This is a genomic window from Paenibacillus sp. J22R67 (assembly GCF_059692175.1).
In genome coordinates, this window is record NZ_JCAUAX010000011.1 from 15,489 (window position 1) to 39,160 (window position 23,672).

The window sequence follows — 23,672 nt, forward strand, 5'->3', positions numbered from 1 at the left end:
GGTTCTTAATTATTTAAGTGGGTTGAATCACTATACATCAACATCATATGACGTAGAGACATTCGTTGATTGGACGTATGCCCTGATTTCGCATTGGAAAGCGCCTAATTAGGCATAGGTATTGTAAATGATTTTCCAGTATACTTGTACATGAGGTGATACATAAATGAATGAAATTCGAACATTAGAACAACAGGAAGTAGCGGAGAGTCTTGCTTTGTCCCAATTTGCTTTTCAATATGAGCTGAGCGAAGAGGAGCAGGATGAGCGGAGCAGTTGGACAGATCCGAAGGAAATTTGGGGCTTTTTTGTTCAGGGTAAATTAGCTGCGAAGCTGCAAATTAATCAATTTCATACGTGGCTGAATGGCCAGCATTTTGCTATGGGTGGAATTGCGGGTGTAGCGACATGGCCGGAGTACAGGCGTAATGGAATGGTCGCGAAACTGCTCCTTCAAGCGCTTAAGGTCATGAAGGAACAAGGGCAGACTGTCTCTTTTCTATCACCGTTTAAGTTTGAATTTTATCGGAAGTATGGCTGGGAAACGTACATTGACTACCTGAAATATGAAATTCCTGCGGATAAGCTTCCTAAATTTCATGCCTCGGAAGGCAGTTCAATCGTTCGTGTGACGAAAGAATGGGAGCTTTTGAATCCAATTTATGAGCAGTACGCTGTTCAATTTAATGGGATGCTGAAGCGGGACGCTAATTGGTGGAACAATAGATTTTTTAGGAACAAAAAAGGTACAGTAGCCCTCTATATAAATCCGCAGGGTGAACGGACGGGGTACGTTTTTTATCAGGTGAAGGAGTTTACAGCGAGCATTCATGAGATGGTGTTTTTGGATGAAGAAGCGAGACGTGGGCTGTGGAAATTCATAGCGGATCATGATTCAATGATCTCGAAGGTGGAGGTTAAAGCACCAATCGATGATCAGCTCCCTTTCTTGGTGCATGACCCTAAGTTCAAGCAGGAGAAAATAACGTATTTTTCATCGCGGATTGTTGATGTTGAAGCTTTTCTGAAGCAATATCGATTTGAAACACGTAAAGAAGTTGAACCAATCAACTTGCGTATTTCTGACCCGCATGCTGACTGGAACGATGGTATTTTCCAATTGCAATTCACAGATAACGGGAAAAAGGTGCAGGTAACCAGGCTAGCTGAGGGTGAGCAACCAGCAGATGAGCTTCTACTGAGCTGTAGTATTCAAACGTTGACTGCCTTATTTATGAGCTATCAAAAGGCGAGCTTTATGGCCCGAATTGAGCGACTTCAAGGTTCGCAGGAACTTGTTGCGCGGTTGGAAGCGGCTATTCCGCAGAGGACAACATATTTGGCGGATTTCTTTTAGAAGATTCGGTCCCGGTGTTCCGGGGCCGTCTTTTGTTTGGGAGTGGACTATAGTTCACTATTTCGATGAAAAGGATGTTTTTCACATGGAAGGGGAACTAGAGGGCCCTATTTCCCCATTTTGCCTCGAATTTCAGCCGAAAACGAGGAAATAGAGGAACACAGTTCCCCTCGCTGGACCAAAAGCCAGCTTTTCAAAACAAATAGCGGACCGTAGTTCCGCTGAAAGACTTTCAGGCTGCCCCCGTACCGCTGTCGCGCTGCATTCACACGTCCCACCCACCTGAAAGGGAACTGTGAGGCCCTATTTGAGGGGAAAACGCCTCTTAGGCTACTTGAGGGGAACGACAGTTCGCTATTTTGCCGATTTCACCTGAAAAATGCATCAATTTGATGGCAAATAAGAGCCTGTAGTTCCGTTCCGAAAGAGAACTGCTCAATTTTCCGCAAATAGGGGACTCCAGTTCCTTTGAGGCGATTCGATCAAATAGATCTGGAGATCCCGGACTTGCATGGCAGTTTATGTGAGGGTTCTCAGTAGTCGTATGTTCATCAAAATTAAAAAAACCCGTGATATTCACGGGTTTAATTTGTACACTTTAACAGTTTGGAAGCCGAACTTGCGTAAGGATTGTTGGGAGCCTGGGACATAAATATCAACGCGTTTACCTTTGATGGAGCCGCCAGTATCCGTTGCATAAGCATACATGCCGCCTTTTGGCAGGCCGTTGAAATCATAACCTTCAATATAGAGCTTAGATCCAAGTGGAATAACAGATGGATCTACAGCGACGGTTCCAATTCCTAATGGATTCCCCATATAATCCAAAGCTCCATAGCCGCCATTTTCAGATGGATCTGCCGAGTAGGCCGTTGACTCAAATAGCTCATAATCAGGTGCGTGATGATTGCCGTCTTTACTTAGAATCGCTAATTTGCTGCTTGCGTCCCACTGAACGGGAATGTCAGAAGCATTGCTTAGAAAACGAAGTGGCACGTATACACGCCCATTTTGGAATTCGGCATGTGTGTCCATCTCGACACGAGTGCTATCGATTTCGGCCTCTTTTTGACCTGACACTAAGGAAATAGAGTGTTTGTCATTGTTAAGTGTGACTTTGATTGCGTCGCCTTCCTTTTGCCATTGTACATCATAACCCAGTTTCTCTGTTACAAAACGGATCGGTACTTGTGTAGCGTGGTTGTCATCCAAATAAGGCTGAGCATCAGGAAATTGAACCAGGTCATCGTTGACTTGAACTTTCACGTCCATATTAGCGGCAGCTGCATAAGCATGTCCCGAAAATGGGGAAAGAAAGCCTCCTGCCAAAACTGTGGCGGACACAGCAAGGCACGTTAACCCTTTTGTAAACATATTCAATTGGTAATCCTCCTTCAAATGAGCCTCCGAGGTTAGTTGACGGGTTCGGGAAGAAGGTTCTCCCTAGTCTACTCTGCATGCAGAGTAAATATTCACCCCATGTAAATCGTCCCCCGTACCGGCACTTTGTCTGTGCACCGGACTCGGCTTCAAATATTCTATCATTGATAGAATAAGAGAGACAACGCCCAAAATATGGTTACAGGTCTTAGTACGTACTGGACTTAGGTCTAGGTACAAAAACAGTCGGGAGTCCGTTTTGACGTGAATCCATTTCGGCTACGATAGTAGCATGAAGATTACGCAAAGGGCGGTGCAAGAATGAGCATGAATCGATCAAAAAGTTGGGCTTTCATTCTAATAGCTGTTGGCTTCCTCATCTGTATGCATCAAGTGGGTATGCATTTTCATGTCATGGGATTGTTGATTCCTGTGGCGATGGTGGGGCTTGGTTATGTGGGGATAAGTAATGGGAAGAAAATTGGATGGGTTATTTTTGGTATTGGTGCTTTGATATTAATTACGAAATTGTCTGGATTTCTCGCGATTGTGTTTGCGGTTTGGTTAATGTATTACGGTTATCGCATGCTGAAAAAACAAAAGGATTCGACGGAGTTCAAATTATAATCAATAGGAACTTAGGGGGTGTGGGGATAATGAGCGTATTTAATCGAATTGGTAAAATGGCGGATATGGCCTTCCAGGAAGCGGCAAGCAAGCTTGATCTGCATGAACGGGGAGGTGGCCATTCCGGCCACTCCGGGCACTCTGGAGGATCGAGCGGCATCGCCGAGCTGGAAGAGCGCTACGAGGAGGCGCTGCAGCGCACGATTGAGCTGCGCAAGCAAAGCGTCGACGCGGAGGAGATGGCGCAGCTGCGCGCCGAGCAGGCCGAGCTAGCCATGCGCGCTGGCGACGAAGAGCTGGCGCGTCTGGCGCTGAAAGAGAAGCTGCGCTTGGAAGCTGCCTGCGCGGAGTACCGCGCGAAGTACGCGAGCAGCCAGGACGTCTGCCTGGCGCTCGCAGACGAGCTAGCGGCGCTGCGTGCCGGACGCGCAGCAGGAGCCGGACAGCCGCGCAGCGGGCTGTCCAAGGAAGAAGCTCGGGAGGCATTGCGCGAGCTGGAAGCGACCGGCCGCGAGCTCGGCCGGGAAGCGCTGCAGGGCTTGCGCGTGGCGGGGCGCGTGTCGCGAGAGACGCTGAAGGAGGCTGGCAGCAACCTCCAGCAGGAGCTGCGCAAGCTTCAGCAGGATTGGCGCGACAAGAAATAAGCCACGCATAATTGTACTGCGCCGCGCACAGCGTGCGGCGCAGCCGAGTTCTGGCCTCCATTCCTTAGGCTAGATCCTTGCTGGGCAAGGATTTGCTTCTTGGAGGCTGTCCATTCTTATGGTATGCTAGGAATCTATATGCACGTATTAATCGGCAGCCAGAGGAGGTGCAGCGATGGGCGAAGAAACCAAAAACAACCGCAACCGGAATACAGCACTAGTGCTGATTGGCGCCGGTCTTTTTTTGCTTCTGGATCATACGATAGGCTTTTTCCCCATTCTTGCGATTATCCTCGTCTTGCTGGGCATTCATCGGGTCCATTCCCGCAAAGAGCGCAAAGGCTTTGTGCTCATCGGCGTGGGAGCTGTGATTCTGTTTGGTGATCATATTACGATTGTTTTCGCTATCGTCTTGATTTCATTAGGATTCTTTTTCATCCGTTCAAAGCAAATGCACAAAGATGACACCTATATTCAGAAGCAAAAGCTGATGGATAGCGTTCGTTTGGGGCGTGAGCCTTGGATCATGCGCAATAGCTCAACGTGGTACATTATTGGGGAGACCTATATTGATCTCTCGCTTGCCATTCTAGAGCAAAAGGAAACAACGCTTATCCTGCAAGGTGTGATAGGCGATGTTGATATAAAGGTACCAGATGATATTGGCGTATCAGTGGGGGCTTCTGTCACCTTTGGCCAAATTCAGGTCGCAAGTGAGCGCGAGTCTGGCGTAATGAACAAATTGCAGTGGCAATCGTCCAATTATGAGAGCTGTGATCACCGCGTGAAACTTGTGCTTTCTTATATCGTAGGAGATATTAAAATCAAAGTGATGTAACAATCTAGAGGAGGTTCAGCGCATATTGGACGGCTATAAACGAAGATTAACGAATATGATATGGCGCAGTATGGCTGAATCGATCATTTTTAGTTTTTTTGTATTTGGCGCTATCATTTATTTTATGAACTCACGGAATTTAATTACCCCATTCACAAGCTGGCAAGAAGGCGTGCAATTCGTTTTCATGGCCATCGTTATTATCGGCGGCATTGGTGCTGGATACGGTTATTGGAACAGTTCACGGATTACACGCCGGCTTGAGCCGCTTATGGAAACAATGATTTTGCTGGAAAAAGGGACCTTCACCCGTGAGGGCTTCCAGAACGGCGAAGACGAAATTGGGCGTCTTGGCGAGCAGCTGGGCCGCATTATGAAGCGTTGGGAAGAGCAGGTTACATCACTGCAGCGATTATCTAACAATAATGCCGAGCTTGCAGAGAAAGCGAAACTGTCGGCTGTGATTGAAGAGCGACAACGGCTAGCACGGGAGCTGCACGACGCAGTAAGTCAGCAATTATTCGCAATCTCCATGACCGCAACAGCAGTTGGCCGGACATTGGACAAGGATTTCGAGAAAGCCAAACGTCAGATTCATCTGATCGAAGAGATGGCTTCTGTGGCGCAATCGGAGATGAGGGCGCTGCTGCTGCATTTGAGGCCTATCCATTTGGAAGGAAAACGATTGTCCGAAGGACTTGTCGAGCTTCTCAAAGAGCTGGCGGCCAAGGTGCCGATGGCGATTACGTGGGATATGGACGAAGAGATTCGTTTAAATAAAGGTATTGAGGATCACTTGTTCCGAATTGTACAGGAAGCACTCTCGAACGCACTCCGTCATTCCAAAGCGAATAAGCTCGAGGTTAAGCTGCTGCACCGTGCTGACGGCGTTCGTCTGGCAATCCGTGATGATGGTGTAGGGTTTGAACTGGATGCGAAGAAGCTTACTTCTTATGGCATCGTGTCTATGAAGGAGCGGGTTAACGAAATTGGCGGTTCCGTTGATATTATTACAGCCCCTGATCGTGGTACGCGTATTGAGATTCGTGTTCCAATCCTAGCTGCTGAAATTGTGGAAAGTGTATAGTGATTTGTTTGGTTTTTAATTGTTAGTTTGGAAATAGAATGACAGTTCTGCTGACGAGAGGAGAAGCAAATGGACGATACATTGATTAAGGTCTTGCTTGTCGATGATCATGAAATGGTGAGGATCGGGCTTGCCGCTGTTCTGGGAACGGAGGATGGCATTGAAGTGGTCGGAGAAGCCAGCAACGGGCACGATGGCATTCGGTTGGCTCAGGAATATCGACCGGATGTCGTGCTGATGGATTTGGTCATGGAAGGCATGGATGGGATCGAAACGACCCGGAAGCTGCTGCAACTGTACCCGGATTGTAAAGTCATTGTGTTGACTAGCTTCTTGGATGATGAGAAAATGTATCCAGTGATTGAAGCTGGGGCCTTCAGTTATTTGCTCAAAACGTCTCGCGCTTCTGAAATTGCCTCAGCGATTCGAGCCGCGGCCAAAGGGCAATCCATTCTAGAGTCTCAGGTTGCCTCTAAGATTATGAACCGTTTCAGACAGCCCAAGGCGGCAGCGGAACCGCATGAAGAGCTGACTGATCGGGAAATGGAAGTCCTGCGGCTGATAGCCAAAGGGAAGTCGAACCAGGAGCTGGCGGATGATTTGTTTATCGGTGTGAAAACAGTGAAATTTCACGTCACGAACGTACTCGCCAAGCTTGGTGTGGAAGATCGGACACAAGCTGCAATCTATGCCTTTAAGCACGGCTTGGCTGAGTAGCAACAAGGGACAAGGGAGCGATAAGGATGAATTTTCTCAAGCAATTGTGGAGCTGGTTTGGTTCCATTGCCATTTCTTTTGTTTTAGTCGTATTTCTTGGTGTTTTTGTATTCCAATCGACGAAAGTAATGGGACATTCTATGGACCCAACGCTGCATGATAGTCAACGTGTATATGTATCAAAGCTATCTCATACGTTCAATTACGAACCCAATTATGAGGACATTGTCATTATTGATTCTAGAGTTGATTTGAAGCGGACGTTCAAGAACGATCTGCTTGACAGCCCTTTGCTTAGCCTATTTACAAAAGGCGATGATAAACACGTGTGGATCAAACGTGTAATTGGGAAACCCGGCGATCGTTTAGAGATGAAAGACGATAAATTGTATCGAAACGGCCAACTGCTCGAAGAGCCGTACTTGAATGAGGCGATGAGAGCAAACGGAAACAAACAGTGGACGGTTCCTGACGATCACGTATTCGTGATGGGGGATAACCGAAATAATAGTATGGACAGCCGAGTCATTGGATTCGTTCCTGTCGATCATGTGTTAGGTAAAAAGCTATTCTAATAGAAGCGACCCTCTGGGTGAGCATGCAGGTGCATGAGCTCATTCCAGAGGGTCGTTTTTATTAAGTCACATCTGTGTATCTAGCAGCAGCCCTCTCATCGGAACGGGCAAGTAAGCTTGGAGCTTTGAGCGGTATTGCCCGTAAGGCTTTAGGTCAGATTGGGACATTTGAAACAGTGCTTCGGATGGTACCTGCTGCAGCTGTCCAAGGCTGTTCGCCAAGGTAGCAGCGAAGCTGGTGAGATTGCCGAGACTTTTACGAAAGGAGCCAGAAAGGCTGTTGACCTGATCTTGAAGCTTATCTTCTTGGAGTTCGAGGCGGCCATCATCGAGCTTGTTGATGCCGATTTCTTTGAGCGAATACGGCTTAGCGGCTTGCTCTAGCCCACCAAGAAGTGAGCGATTCATGTACGCAGGTGACTCCCGCAAGGAGGTCTGAAGTTCATTATATGTATCTACGAATTCACGGATAGGCTCTAGGATGGTTTCACGATTGTTGTCGCCCGGTCTTGCTTTGACCAAGGATTGTGCGGATTGTTTGGCGTTCTGGGCAGTTTGAACGAATCCAGCTACGTTTTTGGCCGCAGATTTTGCGATTGTTTGATACGGGGAGCCATCATACGGTAAATTAAGGGGCACGCCAATCGTCGTAGATTTACCGCCTGCGATGCCGCGGATACCGCTAACTCGATAGTAATCCTTGTGGGTCTGGTAGCTATTTACTGCTGTTATCGGAGGATAGGCATAGATCATTTCAATCACCCCTTTTCACTTAAATCTAGTATAGCATTCGTAGGTATTGGGGTAAATTGGTACTTGCCAGAATGAATATGAGTAAGGAGCTGAGTCACTTCCGCCAGAAACAACATAAGATAGCATTATTGCTTCTTGTGGAGGCGATGCAGTGTGATTCGCAAACGGTTAGCTGCTAATGACGATCGGGCTATTCATCGTTTGGTTGTTGAACAGTTAGCACCTTTTTCCAGACAATACCAATCAGGTATGACGATCAGCTTTTCGGAAATTCGTAAGCGGCTGAACCACAACAAAACGTTTGTGGCAGCGAAAGGTTATAAACAGCCATATGGCTTCATTTCGGTTATCCGCAAATCGAACGTGCTGTTCGTCGATATGCTAGCCGTCGATCCTCGTGAGCAGGGCAAGGGACTAGGAAAAGAGCTTATGAAGATGGCTGAGGAGTACGGGAAAAGTGAGCGCTGTCGCACAGCAGAGCTTTTCGTAGATGATAGCAATCCCAATGCTATTGGCTTTTATTCAAGCAAAGGGTATGAAATTCAAGAGTATCTCCCTGAGCTAAGCTGCTACAGAATGAAAAAGAAGCTGGTTCGGTAAAACAAGGGCTGCTGATGAGCAAGTCATCGGCAGCCTTTTCTTCATTCGCTGAACATAACAGCAACCCGGTCGAGTGGAATATCGATGGCACCTGGACTAGGAGCTGGTCCGCCAAAAAGCGGTGTTCCGAAGAAGTTTAATCGCTCCAGTACCGGCTCTGAGCTGGATGGTTCTGTGTTTTCTTTCTTTGTTTGGACAGGTTTCGCTTTGGAAAAGGCTTTGCCTTTCTTCTTGGGTGTCGCTCCACTAAGCGTCGGTCGAGCTTCTTCATTAAGAATGAGAGTATTTTTCTCTAGACGGCTTAAAACTCCGAAGATTTGGGAACCATCATTAAGATAAAGCAGAACTGACTTTCCGCACAGGGTTTTGCAAGCTTTTTCAGTAATTGGATCAATGGGCTGCATGAGAGTCTTGGCACCTCCGTTTTTGTATGTACTTCAGCCTATTCGGAAGGCCTCGTTTCGGTATAGACGAATGTCTAGTTCGTTATAAGAAATTGTTATAGTGAAAGTTCTCAGAAAAGTTGAATAGCTTGACAATTTTAGGTATGCTAAGCATATTAACTAATCCTAATAGAGAAAGAATGATGCATATATGAGTGGAGCTGTATTTTATATTTTCGGGGCAACTGGCGATTTGGCGAAAAGAAAGCTGTTTCCAGCTTTTTATAGCTTGTATCGTGAAGGGAAATTAGGAGAAAATTTTGCAGTTGTTGGGCTTGCCCGCAGACCGCGGACGAGTGAACAATTCCGTGATGACGTGAAACATTCGATCGAAGAATTTGCCCGTTACAAAATTACGGACGATGAGCAATGGTCTCGCTTCGCAAGTCGCTTCGAGTACATGTCGCTCGATATTAACAATGTGGCCGGCTTCCATGAGTTAAACGTGTTATCCACAAGACTGGATGAACAATATCAAACAGGTGGCAACCGCTTGTTCTACCTGGCTTTGGCACCAGAGCTTTTCGGCAACGTGTCTTACAATTTAAGCGAAGGCGGCTTGCTCAAAACCAAAGGTTGGCACCGTCTTGTCATTGAGAAACCATTCGGCTACGATCTGCCTTCGGCTGAGCGTTTGAACGGTCAACTCCGTCAAGTGTTTGAGGAGAAGGATATTTACCGTATTGACCACTACCTAGGTAAAGAAATGGTGCAAAATATTGAGTTTGTGCGTTTCGCGAACGCCTTCTTCGAGCCGCTATGGAACAATAAATACATAGCAAATATTCAAATTACATTAAGCGAAACGGTCGGTGTAGAAGAGCGTGGCGGATATTATGACCACTCCGGTGCTTTGCGCGATATGGGCCAGAACCATATGCTGCAGATGCTGATGATGATGGCGATGGAGCCGCCAAGCCGCTTGCATCCGGAAGATATTCGCGATGAGAAGGTTAAGGTTCTGCGTTCTTTGCGTCTATTCGAAAATGGCGATGATGTCCGTGCGAATGTCGTTCGTGGACAATATTCGAATGGTTCAAGCAAAGGCAAAACGTTACCAGCTTACCGTGAAGAAGACTCCGTGAACCCGCAATCGACAACGGAAACGTATTTCGCTGCGCGTGTACATGTCGATAATTTCCGCTGGGCTGGTGTGCCGTTCTACATTCGGACGGGGAAAAGGCTGCCGGTCAAAACAACGGAGGTTGTTGTTGAATTCAAGAACATTCCGAACAATGTTTACTTGGCTAAAAAGCATGAGATGGACCCGAATCTGCTTGTATTCCGCGTAAATCCGATGGAAGGCATTTACTTGAAAATGAATGCGAAGCAGCCTGGATCTGAAGGTGTAATCGTTCCGGTTGCTATGGATTTCTGCCAAAGCTGTCAAATCGGCATTAACACGCCGGAAGCCTACGAGCGTTTGCTGTATGATGCAGCTCGTGGAGATTCTACGTACTTCACCCGTTGGGATGAAGTAGCGCTTGCTTGGTCTTATGTGGACCGCATCGCTGCGGCATGGAATGAGAAAACGGATGATCTGAAAGAGTATCCGGCTGGATCTTGGGGACCTGAAGAGGCGACTAAGCTGCTTTCAGACGACGGTTTCAAGTGGTGGCCGATCAATGGTCAAAATGAAGGCGAAGTCGATTGGGAAACCATTCAAAAAACGACGGTTTTAACTTAAGTACGGAGCATAACATCCAATAGGCGACTGACGCCTATTGGATTTTTTGTGGTATAATAGATCTTACGGAGTAAATCCTTACTATTATACTTGGGGTGCGTTTATGTCACGAAGAGCTTTTATAAGATGGCTGCTTGCAATCGGGGCTGCATTGGTTGGATTAAGTGCTTTTTTTAGTCAAATGTTTAAGAAAAAGTTTATGGCGGAAGAACTGCCAGCCGTTTCATCTGCTTCACCCGAGCCCGCTCAAGCTGTGGCGCAGCCTTCGGCCGAACCGTTGCCGACAGGTCCGCTAATGTCCTATTTTATATTAAGCGATCTTCATATCACCGCAGGCGACCCATTAACTGTGAAGAAATTGAGGCAAGCGCTCGATGACATTACACATTTCGACGGTCCAGTTGACGCCATCATGTTAACAGGCGATTTAACCGATACAGGAACGGAACGAGATTATAAGGAGCTGCGTACCATTGTAAGTGAGTATAAACTTCCTCCTGTTCATGCGAACATGGGAAACCACGACTATTACACGATTTGGATCAATAAGGCGAATAACTGGGATCAAGCGGCCGTTCCGAACGGCAAAAGCGATGAAGTCAGCCGGGAGTCATTCAAAAAGTTTTTTGGCTACAAGTCGCTTTATAATGATTTTACGACCAAAGGTCACTCCATTCTGCTGCTTTCACAAGAAGCCTATGTGCAAGAGAAACCGGAAGTCGGTGAAGGCGCGTGGTATTCCGATGAGCAGTTGGCATGGTTCAAGGAGCGAGTTAAAGCCCTGTATCAACCAGGCAGACCGCTGTTCGTTATGACACATCAACCGCTGCCACCGAAGGGTACAGATGGGGGATCTCACCAATTAATCCGCGCTAACCAATTCCGCGAAACGCTGAAGCCCTATAAGAATGTATTTGTCTTCTGTGGACACCGCCATCAAGATTTCCAGAATGGGACTCCGCATTATGTGGAGGAAACATTCCATTATTTCCACAATGCATCGGTAGGCAGAACGCTGAACCGTGCTTATCAACAGGAAGCCAAGAATAAAGCTCAGGGTATCTATGTCCAAGTGTTTGCCGATAAGGTCGTCGTACGTGGCAGAGAGTTCAGCAACCGTACGTTCCTTGACGAAGCGAATTGGAGCATCGATTTGCAGAAAGCCCAAGCTTAATCAATAAGCAGCACCTAGCAGTAACCATGCAGTATCCATGTAAAAGAAGAAGGGAATTAACCTAACAAATGACTACGCAACTCACTAAGCTTCTCGAAACGGAAGTCGCTAAGCGACGCACGTTCGCGATTATTTCTCACCCGGATGCGGGAAAAACAACACTGACCGAAAAACTGCTGTTATTCGGAGGCGCGATTCGTTTAGCCGGAACGGTCAAAGGGCGCAAAGCCAGCAAGCACGCAACGTCTGACTGGATGGAAATTGAAAAGCAGCGTGGAATTTCCGTTACGTCCAGTGTAATGCAATTCGACTATGAAGGGCACCGGGTTAACATTCTGGATACACCTGGTCACCAAGACTTCAGTGAGGACACGTACCGGACACTTACCGCAGCGGATAGCGCGGTGATGTTGATTGACGTGGCCAAAGGGGTCGAGACACAGACCAAGAAGTTATTCCAGGTTTGCCGGATGCGGGGCATTCCGATCTTTACATTTATTAACAAATTGGACCGCGAAGGACGCGATCCATTCGAGCTTCTCGAAGAGTTGGAGGAAGTACTCGGCATTCGGTCCTATCCGATGAACTGGCCAATCGGGTCAGGCAAACAGTTCTGCGGCGTGTATGATCGTGGGAAGTCGCAGCTGGAACTATACAACGGTGAAGATCATAAAGAAATTGAAGTCCGCAAGGTAGAAGGGGTGGATGATCCTCTGGTTCGCCAAATTGCTGGTGAATTCTTGCATCAGCAGCTACGCAATGACATTGAACTGCTGGACGTAGCGGGTGATCCGTTCGATATGGAGAAGGTGATGAAGGGCGAGCTTACACCTGTTTTCTTCGGAAGTGCCGTGAACAATTTCGGTGTGCAGACGTTCCTGGAGAACTTCCTGCAGCTAGCGCCAAAACCTGAGCCGCGCAACAGCACGGCAGGTGTAATCGAGCCTACGAAAGAAAAGTTCTCGGGTTACGTATTCAAAATTCAAGCGAATATGAATCCTGCTCACCGCGACCGCGTTGCTTTCCTTCGCATTGTGTCCGGTAAATTCGAGCGCGGCATGTCGGTTAAGCATGTTCGTATGGGCAAAGATATCAAGCTGGCTCAACCCCAGCAGTTTCTGGCGCAAGACCGCGATATCGTGGAACAGGCATTCCCTGGCGACATCATTGGTTTGTTCGATCCAGGTATTTTCCGTATTGGAGATTCGCTGAGCGAAGGGGAAGCCATCGTGTTCGACGAACTTCCAACGTTCTCACCGGAGCTTTTCAGCAAGGTTTCGATCAAAAACGCGCTGAAGCAAAAACAGTTTCTCAAAGGCATCGATCAATTGACGGAAGAAGGCATGATTCAAGTCTTCACGACAATCGGTTTCGAAGATATGATTCTAGGCGTCGTCGGTCAATTGCAGTTCGAGGTGCTTGAACACCGGATGAGATCCGAATATGGTGTAGATATTCTATTGCAGCGTCAGAACTATCAGTTCGCTCGCTGGATTGTCGACGAGAAGATCGATCCGAGCAAATTCCGTATTAATTCCCAGCTTGTAAAGGATAAGAAAGGGAATTACGTCGGGTTGTTCGAGAGTGAATATGCCTTAAGATCTTCCATAGAGAAGAACCCGAATGCGAAGTTTTTAACGAGTGCTCCATAAGACTTTTAATAACATGAAGAGGCTGTGCATCAGAGTAAAATCTGGTGTGCGGTCTCTTCTTTTTTAGTTGCCGATGGACCGTTTGCTTCATACAATAAGTACGGGTTACGAATACAGGGCGCGCAGGCCTTAAGGATGTGAAAGAGAGACCGTGCATCTACTGATCATTGCTCCTGAACAAATTCCAGTGCCGCCGCTAAAAGGTGGATCCGTTGAAATATGCATTTATGCCATTGCCCGGCAGCTTGCCAAACAGCATCACGTGACCATCATTTCGAGGCAACATCGTGCTTATAGAAACACAACCCGAAGGGGCTCACTCAAGATTGTAAGAGTTCGGGCGGAGAGTTCGAAGCAATACTTGAAGGAAGTTATGAAGGCCATGAAAGGTGAGAAATTCGACTGGGTTCAGGTAGACAACAGACCCGTATTCGCAGCAGCCATCAAGCGCCAGTTTCCCCATAGTCCTGTCTCTCTTTTCCTACATTCGTTAACGTTTGTGAAACCGCCTTATATTTCGAATTCGAAGTGCTCGGCACAGCTAAGTAAAGTGGATTGGGTTGTAGCGAACAGTTCTTCGCTGCAGCAGGAGTTAATCCGGTTATTTCCCAAGCGCCGCGCAAAGCTGCATCACATTTACCTTGGGACAGATATTCATCGATTCAAGCCCAGAACAGCAGCAATGAGACAACGGTTGAGGAGAAAATACGGGGTAGGCCGCGGTTTCCACATCCTTTATGCCGGCAGACTGATTAAACGCAAAGGTATTACGCAATTAATTAAAGCTGTGTATTTGGCTAGAAAAAAGGTAGCTGGCCTAAAGCTTTTGATAGCTGGCGGGGAGCAAAGGAAAGGGTATAGAGCGTCCTTGCATAGAAAGGCCCGCAGGCTTGCAGTGCCAACAAAGTTTCTGGGAAATATTCCGCATCGCAATATCCACGAGGTGTATGGCCTTGCCAATTGCTTCGTGTGCCCTTCGCAAGGGCATGAGGCTTTTGGATTAGTGAACGTGGAAGCGATGGCTTCCGGAATCCCGGTAATCGCTTCGGCCAACGGGGGCATTAAAGAAATCATACAGCACGGGCATAATGGGGTATTGATCCGAAACTTCAGAAACCCTAGAGCCTTCGCACGGGAGATTGCGGCCATAGCTACGCGGAAAAAGTGGGCAGGCGGCATAGCGAAGCAAGCGCGGGTTGATGCCGTTAAGCAGTTCAGCTGGCAGGCCACAGCGCAATCACTGGCCGATTTCTATAAACTGAAGCTGGAGGAAAGACATGAGAAAAGTGGTAAAGAAACGGACGAAAATTAGATACCCCAGATACGTCATGAGTAAGATTGGCAAAACCAAGGCGGTAGAGGCCACGGCAGCTCTCAAGGAATATGTGCCGACGACGAAGTGGATGACAGCAGAGACACTGAAACAAATGCTGAATCAGCATAAAATGGTCTATATTAAGCCCAATGTAGGCATGTTTGGGAATGGTGTAATCCGCGTGGAAATATCGGACGGCGAGGGAGCAATCATGCCGTACTCGTATCAACTTGGAGTCAATTTGAAACGATTTAAAACATTTGAAGACATGTATGCCTCCATCACGAAGAAAATTGGAAAGGCACGGTACCTGGTACAGAAAGGGATTCACCTGCTGAAATATAAAGGGAACCGCTTTGACCTGCGAATTATGGTGCAGCAAACACCTTTGCACGATTGGGAAACGACCGGCGTAATCGGTAGAGTGGCGCATCCGAGTAAAATCGTGACGAATTTTCATAATGGGGGAACTTTGAAACCGGTGGATACTTTGCTGCTTAGCTACTTACCTGCCGGTGAGCGGGATGATTATGTGAAGAAACTGCATGTGCTTGGGAAGCGTGTGGCGAAAGCGATTAATACGAAGTACCGGGGAGTTAAGGAAATCGGAGTTGATGTCGCTCTGGACAAAGATCTGCATCCATGGATTCTAGAGGTCAATACGAGTCCAGATCCTTACATTTTCCGCAGGCTGCGGGATAAGCGTGTATTCGCTAAAATACGGAGGTACGCCAAAGCATACGGCCGGTTATGAAATCATAACCGGTCTGTTGTCGTATTTATGAAAGCTTTGCTCGATTTCGTGAACGGAAACAGGCGGACTTAAGAGATAGCCTTGGATGGTTGTGCAGGTGGTTTCTCGCAATATTTCAAGCTGGCTCAATTCTTCTACACCTTCAGCTACCACTTGCACATTGAGGGCGTGACCGAGGTGAATAATGGCATTGGTTATTGCTAAATCGTCTTTATTGCTCTGTATATTTTTTACGAAGGAACGGTCGATTTTCAAGCAGTGGATAGGAAAATGTTTCAGATAATTCAGTGAGGAGTAGCCGATTCCGAAATCATCGATGGAGATGGAGATTCCTTTCTTACAGAGCTTCTCTAACACAGCAATGGTATTTTCCATGTTTTGCATAATAGAGCTTTCGGTGATTTCAAATTCCAGATAGGCGGGATTAATGCCGGTCTGTTCAATAATGTGAATGGCCTTATCTGAGAAGTATTCGTCCTGGAATTGGCACGGCGAGACGTTGACGGCAACCTGATAGTCTAAAATACCGGCTTCGAGCCATCTCACCTTCTGGAGGCAAGCCTCGCGGAGCACCCATTCGCCAAGGGGTAGAATCAAACCACTCTCTTCTGCAAGCGGAATGAAATCGTTAGGCGGAATCATGCCAAGCTTAGGATGATTCCATCGCACTAAAGCTTCCAGACAAATAATCTTGCCGGTAGAGAGCTCAAGGCGCGGTTGATAATACAAGATGAGCTGATTTTCTAAAATAGCCTTGCGCAGCTCGGTTTCCATTTCCACAGAGCTGGCATGTTGTGGTGAAAGCATGGAATGGTAGATGACAAGCTTATTTTTGCCCGTATGTTTGGCGGTTTGAAGTGCTTGGTCAGCTTGCTTCAAAGCTTGTTCCACGGTTGCTGACGTTAGCTCCACTGCACTCATACCCATACTTACGTTAATATAACATTCATGTTCATGAATCATAAATGACTGATCAAAAAGCTGCTGTACCTGCTGAATACTTTGGGACAACTGTTCCTGATGTCGTGCATATATAACCAGGGCAAATTCATCATCCCCGGATCGAACGGCGAGACTGCAGTTAGGTATAGCGTGCAGCCGACGAGCGACTTCAGCTAACAGATGATCACCGGAAGCGTAGCCGAGTGAGAAATTGATATGTCGAAACCGGTCAATATCCAAGATAAGAATGGTTTGAATTGGTGCGTTGCGCATAGCTCTGCTATGACGTTTGACAGCTTTTTGAATCAATATTAAAAGGTGACTTCGAGTCACTTTTTTCGTACTCCGCCGAGTACTGATTGTACTTGATGAGGCCAAGTGAAGAAGTCGCTGGGCTACGTTCATTGTGATCACTCATTCCCACATCATAGTTGTCCATGTAACCTTAATCATAAAACGAAAGGCCAGGAATAGGCAATATAATAAATTAGATCATTTTACAGAAATTAGTCTTTTTTTGCTGGTTTTATTTGCTGGAAATTGGTGTTGATGTCGAAATGTGAGGCGCATATTTTTTAATCATAAAGTATTGACAAAAATAGCTCTTGAATGAGAAAATGTACGCGTGTACATAAAGAATTTCAGGAATGAAAATGGAGGCTTCTACATGGTGACTAGAAAAGAGGTTGCTGAATTAGCAGGCGTTTCCGAAGCGACCGTTTCCCGTGTATTTAATGGGCTCGGCCCCATGAAGCCTACAACCAAGGCGCGTGTTCTGGAAGCGGCTAGCCAGCTGAATTATCATCCGAATGCGATTGCGCAAAGTTTTGCACGAAGACGCAGCGGAAATCTCGGCGTGGTGCTTCCTTATATGCCTAAGGTGCATCTGTTCTCAGCGTATTATTTTGCAGAAATCTTAAGCGGGATCGGCGAGCAAGTAAGGGAGCAAGGGTACGATATGCTTCTATCGCTACTCAAGCCAGATGAAGACTTGGACTACGCCAGGCTCTACCGATCGCAGAAAGTGGATGCTTGTGTCATCCTCGGTGCAAGAGATACGCCGCAGCAGCGAGAATCGCTCCTACAGCTACAGGAGCAGGGGTACCCCTTCTGCTTGGTTAATCAGCATTTTGAGGGTTTAGCTTTTCACGAAGTGGATGCTGATCATGTCGATGGCAGCTATCGGGCTGTTCGCCATTTGCAGGAGGAGGGCTATCGGAAGATTGCCTTCTTGAATGGTTCACCGGAGTACTCCAATTCCGGGGACAGGCTTCAAGGCTATTTGAGAGCGATGCATGATGCGGGGCTTCAGACTCCACACGAGCTGCTGCTCGAGGGCAATTACAGCCGGAAAAGCGGCTATGAAGCAGCCGAGAGGATTTGGGCGCAGCGGGAGCAGGTGGAAGCTGTTTTTGCCGCAAATGATCGCATGGCCATCGGCCTGATGCAAGGACTACGGGAAAAAGGTTGGGTGGCAGGTCGCGACTTTGTTGTTGTTGGGTGCGATGACTCCGATGCTGCCAAACTCAGCGATCCACCGCTCAGCAGTATTAATGTGCCCTTTTATGAAATGGGAAAAGAAGCAGCACGAGGCGTTCTGGCACGCGTCATGCAGGGGGAAAGCGCAGACCCTCCAAATGTTAAGTTGCCAACTCAACTAATTATTCGACAATCATCTAAGAGCAGTTCACTTATATAAGCGGAAAGTTATGAGTTAGGGAAGATAGGGAGACAGGGATTAAGAAACGATTATCCACTTAAGGAGGCTTTCTATTACATGAAATCATTCAATATTGGTATGGTCGGCTATAAATTTATGGGTAAGGCTCACAGCCATGCTTATAAAGATTTACATATGTTTTTCCCGCAGACGGCGGTGCCGAAAATGAAGCTCATCTGCGGACGCGATGAGCACGGTGTCAAAACCGCAGCCGAGCAGTTCGGCTGGGATGGTTACGTCACCGACTGGCGCGAGCTGGTCACGCATCCTGAGATCGACATCGTCGATATCAATGCACCCAGCGACGCGCACAAGGAAATCGCTCTTGCAGCGGCCAAGGCCGGCAAGCACCTGTTCTGCGAGAAGCCGCTGGCGCTGAGCCTTGCGGATGCAAGGGAGATGCTGGAGGCGGCTGAAACAGCTGGGGTGAAGCACATGGTAGGCTTCAACTATCGGTTTGCTCCTGCGGTGCAGCTCGCGAAGAAGCTCGTCGAGAGCGGTCGACTCGGCCAGATTTATCACTTCCGCGCTTGGTTCCTGCAGGACTGGATCGTAGATCCGACGTTCCCACTGGTGTGGCGTTTGCAGAAAGAGATTGCCGGCTCTGGGTCTCACGGCGACTTAGGCGCGCATCTGATCGATCTAGCGCATTTCCTGGTCGGTGATATGACAGAAGTCATTGGCATGAGCGAGACGTTCGTGAAGGAGCGTCCACTACCGAGCTCCATGACAGGGCTAAGCGCCAAAGGCAGCAAGGATGCGCCGCACGGACCTGTAACCGTCGATGACGCGACGCTGTTTATGGCTCGGTTCGCGAATGGGGCGCTGGGCAGCTTCGAGGCAACACGATTTGCACCTGGTCACCGGTGTACGAATTCTTTTGAAATTAATGGCAGTAAAGGCAGTGTGAAGTTTGATTTCGAGCGCTTGAACGAGCTGCAGGTCTATTTTACAAGTGATGAAGAGGATGTTCAGGGCTTCCGCCGTGTTCTGGCAACGGATCCGTCCCACGCTTATATGGATGCTTGGTGGCCGGCCGGACATACCATCGGGTATGAGCATACGTTCGTGCACGAGGTTGTTGAGCTTATGAACGCGCTTACAGAAGATCGTCAGCCGGTTCCGAATTTTGTGGATGGCGTGAAGTGTCAAGAGGTGCTAGAAGCCGTGGATCAATCCATTGAGCAGCGTCGTTGGGTGAAAATTAGCGAGGTTTAAGCTTAAACATAAGCGGAGAGGAGCTTGTACAAGATGAGTAAACAAGCATTAATTGTTTGGGGTGGCTGGGATGGTCATCAACCTGAGGAAGTGGCAGGCATTTTTGCAGGGTTATTGCGCGAGGAAGGTTATGGCGTGGAAGTATCTGATACGCTGGACAGCTTTAAAGATGCGGAGCGCTTGAAAGGCATTGATCTTATTGTACCTGTATGGACGATGGGGAAAATTGAAAAAGAGCAGTTGACGCCTTTACTTGCCGCGGTCAAAGAAGGTGGAACTGGGATTGCCGGCTGTCACGGCGGTATGGGAGATTCCTTCCGGAATGAAGTCGAATATCAGTACATGGTCGGCGGTCAATGGGTCGCTCATCCTGGCAATGACGGCGTTACCTACACGGTGCAGATCAAAGATCGCCAGCACGCTTTGACGGAGGGGATGGATGATTTCGTCGTCGTCTCTGAAAAGTATTACATGCATGTTGATCCTGCTATTCAGGTTCATGCAGTGACGGATTTCGGTGATGTGGAGATGCCGGTCGTTTGGACCAAAACCTATGGTGAAGGCAAGGTGTATTATAACTCGCTAGGTCATCAAGCGAACATCGTACGGATGCCGGAAACACTTGAGCTTATGCGCCGCGGCTTGCTGTGGGCGACACGATAACGAATAGAGGAGAGCGAAAAGATGAGTAAGATGAAGGTTGGTATTATCGGTTGCGGGAATATTAGTGCTGCTTATATGAAAAATATTCCTAACTTCGAGCATTTGGAGCTGCTTGCTTGCGCGGATATCGATTTGGGGAGAGCGAAGGCGCGGGCGGAGGAGTTTGGTATTCCTCATGCGTACACGGTTCAGGAGCTTTTGAATGATGCGAATATTGATATTGTCATCAATCTGACGATTCCTGCTGCACATGCTGAAGTCTGTATTCAGGTGTTGGAAGCGGGCAAGCACGTCTATGTGGAGAAGCCGCTTGCGGTTACGCGCGAAGAGGGCTTACGCATTCTGGAGGTGGCTCGCCGTAAGGAATTGTTGGTCGGCAGCGCGCCGGATACCTTCCTCGGTGGAGGTATTCAAACATGCGTGAAACTGATCAATGACGGCTGGATCGGCACACCGATTGCCGCAACAGCATTCATGATGGGCAAAGGTCACGAGCATTGGCATCCGGACCCAGAGTTTTACTATGCCAAAGGCGGCGGTCCTATGTTCGATATGGGTCCTTATTATCTTACAGCTTTAGTAGCTTTGCTGGGACCTATTCGCCGTGTAACGGGCTCAACAGGAATTAGCTTCCCAGAGCGTACGATTAAAAGTGAGAAGAAACGCGGGCAGAAGATCACGGTTGAAACGCCAACGCATATTGCGGGCGTGCTTGATTTCCATAGCGGTGCAATTGCTACGCTGGTCACTAGCTTTGATATTATGGGCGGCACACAGCTGCCGAACATTGAAATCTATGGCAGTCATGGTTCTTTGCGTGTACCGGATCCGAACACATTTGGCGGTCAGGTGATGATCCGTAAAAATGGTTCCGACTGGGAGCCAATTCCATTATCCCATGGCTACAAGGAAAACAGCCGCGGTTTGGGTGTTGCGGCAATGGCGCAAGCTCTAATTAGCGGTGAGAGTGAAGCGCATCGTGCCAATGGCGAGTTGGCCTACCACGTGCTTGAAGCTATGCATGGCTTCCACGACGCAGCGAGTGAAGGCAAGCACTATGTGATGCAGAGCAGCTGTGAAAGGCCGGCTCCTCTGTCGCCGGATACCGTGCTATAGTTAAGGTAATCATCCTCCTCTTGAAATAGAGGGGGATTTTTTTGTTTGCTGTTTGGAGTGTAAGGAAAGTAGAGCATGTGCAGCCATGGAAGTGTTCGGAAAGTGTGAAAAGTACAGTAAAATTGCGATTCTTAGCTTAAAAAAACGAAAGGGATGTATTTTGTACATCTAATATTTGAGGTATGGGTGGATTTAGGTGATTTTAAGTGAAATTGATGTACATTTTACATGATTATTGGCTTGAACGTTGATATAGCGACGGAAACATGTAGTTTTTACATCAAATCGCAGATGTGGCTATGAAGGGGGAGTGGCGATTTCTTACGAATATACAGCTAAGGGATTGCACGGAGCAGCCCCCTAGCTGATGGTGGGGAATTGAGGTCAAGGTCAAGGGAGATGCCCTTTTAGAGTTTCAACGAGTTCATTTTGGATATTTGCTTCACTATGCTGCCATATAATTTCGAAAAGCACGCCTAGCCCGGGCAATACCCGTTCTTCCCCCCCAATGGAATCTTCAATAATTTCTTGAAGTTCGTCATTGGATTTATTTTGGACTCTCTGGACGATGGCCTGTCTTAAAGTTATATTCATTCGTTCGTGGACCTCGCTTCCATTTCGTTATCGATACTAATATGCGCAAGTTGATGGCGGTTCATCCTCCAGATTCGGCTCTTTCCGTACATGGTGAGTTTACAGATCGCAAGTATGATATAATTTAAAATAACATTGGGAATTTGGAGGAAACGCCAGCCTATGAGAAAACAATTTGCCATTATAGGAATGGGAAGATTCGGGTCCAGCATTGCCAGAACGTTGTCACAGTTAGGTTTTGAAGTCATGGCCATTGATTTTCGGGAAGAAACTGTGCAGGAAATCTCATCGATCGTAACGCATGCTGTACAGGCCGATTCAACAGATGAAGAAGCGCTTCGAGCGCTTGGCATTCGCAATTTTGACGTTGTCGTAGTAGCCATTGGTGAGGATATTCAAGCGAGTATTTTGACCACATTAATTCTCAAAGAAATGGGTATACCTACGGTAGTTGTGAAAGCTGTAAATGACTTGCATGGCAAGGTGCTTAAGAAAATCGGCGCTGATAAAGTCGTTTTTCCCGAGAGGGATATGGGACAGCGCGTGGCGCACCACTTGATTTCGTCCAATATTGTTGATTACATAGAGCTATCTTCGGACTATAGCATCGTGGAGATTCAAGCCTCTCGAAATATGATTGGCAAAAATTTAATCGAGCTTGATATTAGGGCCAAATACGGCTGCAATGTCATCGCGATTAAGCACAATGACAAGCTGATTATTCCGCCAAGCGCGGAGGAAATACTCCGTTCTGATGATATTTTAGTCATCGTTGGTAAAAATTCGAACCTTCAAACTTTTGAAGTGACTTTTGCAGAGTAGGTAGAAGAAATGACGCATACGGAAATTATGTCTGTTCAAAATGCCCGCGTGAAAGAGTGGGCACAGCTTTTGGAACGCAAAGGTAGAGATAAACAAGGGAAATATATCATCGAAGGCCATCATCTTGTGGAGGAAGCGCTGCGAGCGGGAGCCTCAGTCGAAATCGTTATCTTTAGTCTGGAAAAAGGCTTGCCTGATGGCCTTGCTGGACTGGCACTGCCAGGCGCGGTGGAATGGGTCGGCGTCAGCCAAGCCGTTCTGGAGAAATGCACGGACACGCAGACGCCGCAGGGCGTGCTGGCCATTGTTGCTCGGCCGCAGCTGGGCATGGACGAGCTGCTCGCTGGCGAGCATGACCTTGTGGTGGTCTTGGACGGCGTCCAAGACCCGGGCAACCTCGGCACCATCATCCGGAGTGCGGATGCGGTTGGTGCCAAAGCGGTTGTGCTCGGCCGCGGCACGGTCGATCTGTACAATCCCAAGACGATCCGCTCGACGATGGGATCGATGTATCATCTGCCGATTGTGGAGGCAGATCTGGGGCTTTTGCTGCCGCGAGCGCGTGAGCGCGGCGTGCGGCTGGTGACCACGAGCCTGCAGGCGCAGAGCTCGTGTTACGACACGGACCTGCGGCAGCCGACGTGGTTGATTCTCGGCAACGAGGGCCGGGGCGTGTCGCCGGAGGTTGCTGCGCTGTCGGATGTGCAGGTCATCATCCCGATGCAGGGCAAGGCGGAGTCGCTGAATGTGGCGATGGCGGCTACGGTGCTGCTGTTTGAGGCTTCGCGGCAGCGGTTGATGGGTTAGCTGGTAAGTGTGTGATGTGAACGTTAAGTTAGTTTTTACTGTCTGGAATGTAAATTGTCTTGGGTGTATTAGGTAAGTTTCGATGTGGCGCAAAGGATTGATGTATAAGGGATTATTAATGATACACAGTTGGTTTTTCCTTCAGTCTCTTTTGTCGAAAAAGCATTGGAGTGTATCCTACGTAAGT

The 23,672-nt window shown here is 47.8% G+C and carries 24 protein-coding genes and 1 riboswitch; of the genes, 19 read left to right on the forward strand and 5 right to left on the reverse strand.

Annotated elements, in window-relative coordinates:
- Positions 1-166: 166 nt before the first annotated feature.
- The gene (locus tag AC58VC_RS30330) at positions 167-1,357 is read left to right on the forward strand and encodes a GNAT family N-acetyltransferase (protein ID WP_497374372.1); all 1,191 of its coding nucleotides are present in this window, start codon (positions 167-169) and stop codon (positions 1,355-1,357) included.
- Between the two features lie 576 nt (positions 1,358-1,933).
- Here the strand turns inward: AC58VC_RS30330 and AC58VC_RS30335 are convergent.
- Positions 1,934-2,731: a stalk domain-containing protein gene (locus AC58VC_RS30335; protein ID WP_497374719.1), complete on the reverse strand. Its 798-nt coding sequence runs from the start codon at positions 2,729-2,731 to the stop codon at positions 1,934-1,936.
- A 12-nt stretch (positions 2,732-2,743) separates the two neighbouring features.
- Positions 2,744-2,896, reverse strand: a riboswitch (cyclic di-AMP (ydaO/yuaA leader).
- A gap of 168 nt (positions 2,897-3,064) precedes the next feature.
- Here AC58VC_RS30335 and AC58VC_RS30340 point away from each other — a divergent pair.
- The 6 genes from AC58VC_RS30340 (at position 3,065) to lepB (ending at position 7,225) form a co-directional block, all read left to right on the forward strand.
- Complete coding sequence (locus AC58VC_RS30340; RefSeq protein WP_497374374.1) at positions 3,065-3,364, forward strand: LiaF transmembrane domain-containing protein; 300 nt, start codon at positions 3,065-3,067, stop codon at positions 3,362-3,364.
- 29 nt (positions 3,365-3,393) lie between these two features.
- A complete protein-coding gene (locus AC58VC_RS30345; RefSeq protein ID WP_497374376.1) occupies positions 3,394-4,008 on the forward strand; it encodes a PspA/IM30 family protein in 615 nt (204 codons plus the stop codon).
- A 175-nt stretch (positions 4,009-4,183) separates the two neighbouring features.
- Positions 4,184-4,846, forward strand: coding sequence for a cell wall-active antibiotics response protein LiaF (liaF, locus tag AC58VC_RS30350; RefSeq protein ID WP_497374378.1), 663 nt, complete (start codon positions 4,184-4,186; stop codon positions 4,844-4,846).
- Positions 4,847-4,871: 25 nt separating this feature from the next.
- On the forward strand, positions 4,872-5,933 hold the full coding sequence (locus tag AC58VC_RS30355; RefSeq protein WP_497374380.1) for a sensor histidine kinase: 1,062 nt from the start codon (positions 4,872-4,874) through the stop codon (positions 5,931-5,933).
- 69 nt (positions 5,934-6,002) lie between these two features.
- On the forward strand, positions 6,003-6,650 hold the full coding sequence (locus AC58VC_RS30360) for a response regulator transcription factor (protein WP_145666509.1): 648 nt from the start codon (positions 6,003-6,005) through the stop codon (positions 6,648-6,650).
- Positions 6,651-6,676: 26 nt separating this feature from the next.
- Complete coding sequence (gene lepB, locus AC58VC_RS30365; protein WP_497374382.1) at positions 6,677-7,225, forward strand: signal peptidase I; 549 nt, start codon at positions 6,677-6,679, stop codon at positions 7,223-7,225.
- A gap of 66 nt (positions 7,226-7,291) precedes the next feature.
- On the opposite strand, the gene AC58VC_RS30370 is transcribed toward lepB, so the two are convergent.
- Positions 7,292-7,978 carry a hypothetical protein gene (locus AC58VC_RS30370; RefSeq protein WP_497374384.1) on the reverse strand — a complete coding sequence of 229 codons (687 nt, stop codon included), beginning with the start codon at positions 7,976-7,978 and terminating at the stop codon, positions 7,292-7,294.
- A gap of 153 nt (positions 7,979-8,131) precedes the next feature.
- Here AC58VC_RS30370 and AC58VC_RS30375 point away from each other — a divergent pair, with 153 nt between their 5' ends.
- Positions 8,132-8,578 (forward strand): GNAT family N-acetyltransferase, encoded by a 447-nt coding sequence (locus tag AC58VC_RS30375; protein WP_497374386.1) that lies wholly within the window; start codon positions 8,132-8,134, stop codon positions 8,576-8,578.
- A 41-nt stretch (positions 8,579-8,619) separates the two neighbouring features.
- Here the strand turns inward: AC58VC_RS30375 and AC58VC_RS30380 are convergent, their stop codons facing one another.
- On the reverse strand, positions 8,620-8,982 hold the full coding sequence (locus tag AC58VC_RS30380; protein WP_497374388.1) for a hypothetical protein: 363 nt from the start codon (positions 8,980-8,982) through the stop codon (positions 8,620-8,622).
- Positions 8,983-9,172: 190 nt separating this feature from the next.
- Between AC58VC_RS30380 and zwf the strand changes: the two genes are divergently transcribed.
- The 5 genes from zwf to AC58VC_RS30405 all read left to right on the forward strand — a co-directional run bounded on the left by zwf (position 9,173) and on the right by AC58VC_RS30405 (position 15,603).
- Complete coding sequence (gene zwf / locus AC58VC_RS30385; protein WP_497374390.1) at positions 9,173-10,708, forward strand: glucose-6-phosphate dehydrogenase; 1,536 nt, start codon at positions 9,173-9,175, stop codon at positions 10,706-10,708.
- A gap of 103 nt (positions 10,709-10,811) precedes the next feature.
- On the forward strand, positions 10,812-11,882 hold the full coding sequence (locus AC58VC_RS30390; RefSeq protein ID WP_497374392.1) for a metallophosphoesterase family protein: 1,071 nt from the start codon (positions 10,812-10,814) through the stop codon (positions 11,880-11,882).
- A gap of 68 nt (positions 11,883-11,950) precedes the next feature.
- Positions 11,951-13,534: a peptide chain release factor 3 gene (locus AC58VC_RS30395; RefSeq protein WP_497374394.1), complete on the forward strand. Its 1,584-nt coding sequence runs from the start codon at positions 11,951-11,953 to the stop codon at positions 13,532-13,534.
- A gap of 151 nt (positions 13,535-13,685) precedes the next feature.
- Complete coding sequence (locus AC58VC_RS30400; protein WP_497374396.1) at positions 13,686-14,846, forward strand: glycosyltransferase family 4 protein; 1,161 nt, start codon at positions 13,686-13,688, stop codon at positions 14,844-14,846.
- The gene (locus tag AC58VC_RS30405) at positions 14,812-15,603 is read left to right on the forward strand and encodes a YheC/YheD family protein (RefSeq protein WP_497374398.1); all 792 of its coding nucleotides are present in this window, start codon (positions 14,812-14,814) and stop codon (positions 15,601-15,603) included. Before AC58VC_RS30400 ends, AC58VC_RS30405 begins: the two co-directional genes overlap by 35 nt.
- Here AC58VC_RS30405 and AC58VC_RS30410 read toward each other — a convergent pair.
- Complete coding sequence (locus tag AC58VC_RS30410; RefSeq protein WP_497374400.1) at positions 15,598-16,878, reverse strand: putative bifunctional diguanylate cyclase/phosphodiesterase; 1,281 nt, start codon at positions 16,876-16,878, stop codon at positions 15,598-15,600. The two genes, AC58VC_RS30405 and AC58VC_RS30410, sit on opposite strands and share 6 nt — an antisense overlap.
- Before the next feature lie 334 nt (positions 16,879-17,212).
- Here AC58VC_RS30410 and AC58VC_RS30415 point away from each other — a divergent pair, with 334 nt between their 5' ends.
- From AC58VC_RS30415 to AC58VC_RS30430, 4 genes are all read left to right on the forward strand, one after another.
- Complete coding sequence (locus tag AC58VC_RS30415) at positions 17,213-18,244, forward strand: LacI family DNA-binding transcriptional regulator (protein WP_497374402.1); 1,032 nt, start codon at positions 17,213-17,215, stop codon at positions 18,242-18,244.
- Positions 18,245-18,322: 78 nt separating this feature from the next.
- Positions 18,323-19,483, forward strand: coding sequence for a Gfo/Idh/MocA family protein (locus tag AC58VC_RS30420; protein ID WP_497374404.1), 1,161 nt, complete (start codon positions 18,323-18,325; stop codon positions 19,481-19,483).
- Positions 19,484-19,516: 33 nt separating this feature from the next.
- The gene (locus tag AC58VC_RS30425; protein ID WP_497374406.1) at positions 19,517-20,146 is read left to right on the forward strand and encodes a ThuA domain-containing protein; all 630 of its coding nucleotides are present in this window, start codon (positions 19,517-19,519) and stop codon (positions 20,144-20,146) included.
- 21 nt (positions 20,147-20,167) lie between these two features.
- Positions 20,168-21,262 (forward strand): Gfo/Idh/MocA family protein, encoded by a 1,095-nt coding sequence (locus tag AC58VC_RS30430; RefSeq protein WP_497374408.1) that lies wholly within the window; start codon positions 20,168-20,170, stop codon positions 21,260-21,262.
- A 390-nt stretch (positions 21,263-21,652) separates the two neighbouring features.
- Here the strand turns inward: AC58VC_RS30430 and sspI are convergent, their stop codons facing one another.
- Entirely contained in the window at positions 21,653-21,856 is a 204-nt protein-coding gene (sspI, locus tag AC58VC_RS30435) for a small acid-soluble spore protein SspI (protein ID WP_127453137.1), read from the reverse strand.
- 162 nt (positions 21,857-22,018) lie between these two features.
- Here sspI and AC58VC_RS30440 point away from each other — a divergent pair, with 162 nt between their 5' ends.
- On the forward strand, positions 22,019-22,678 hold the full coding sequence (locus AC58VC_RS30440) for a potassium channel family protein (RefSeq protein ID WP_497374410.1): 660 nt from the start codon (positions 22,019-22,021) through the stop codon (positions 22,676-22,678).
- 9 nt (positions 22,679-22,687) lie between these two features.
- On the forward strand, positions 22,688-23,485 hold the full coding sequence (locus AC58VC_RS30445; protein ID WP_497374412.1) for a TrmH family RNA methyltransferase: 798 nt from the start codon (positions 22,688-22,690) through the stop codon (positions 23,483-23,485).
- Positions 23,486-23,672 lie beyond the last annotated feature (187 nt).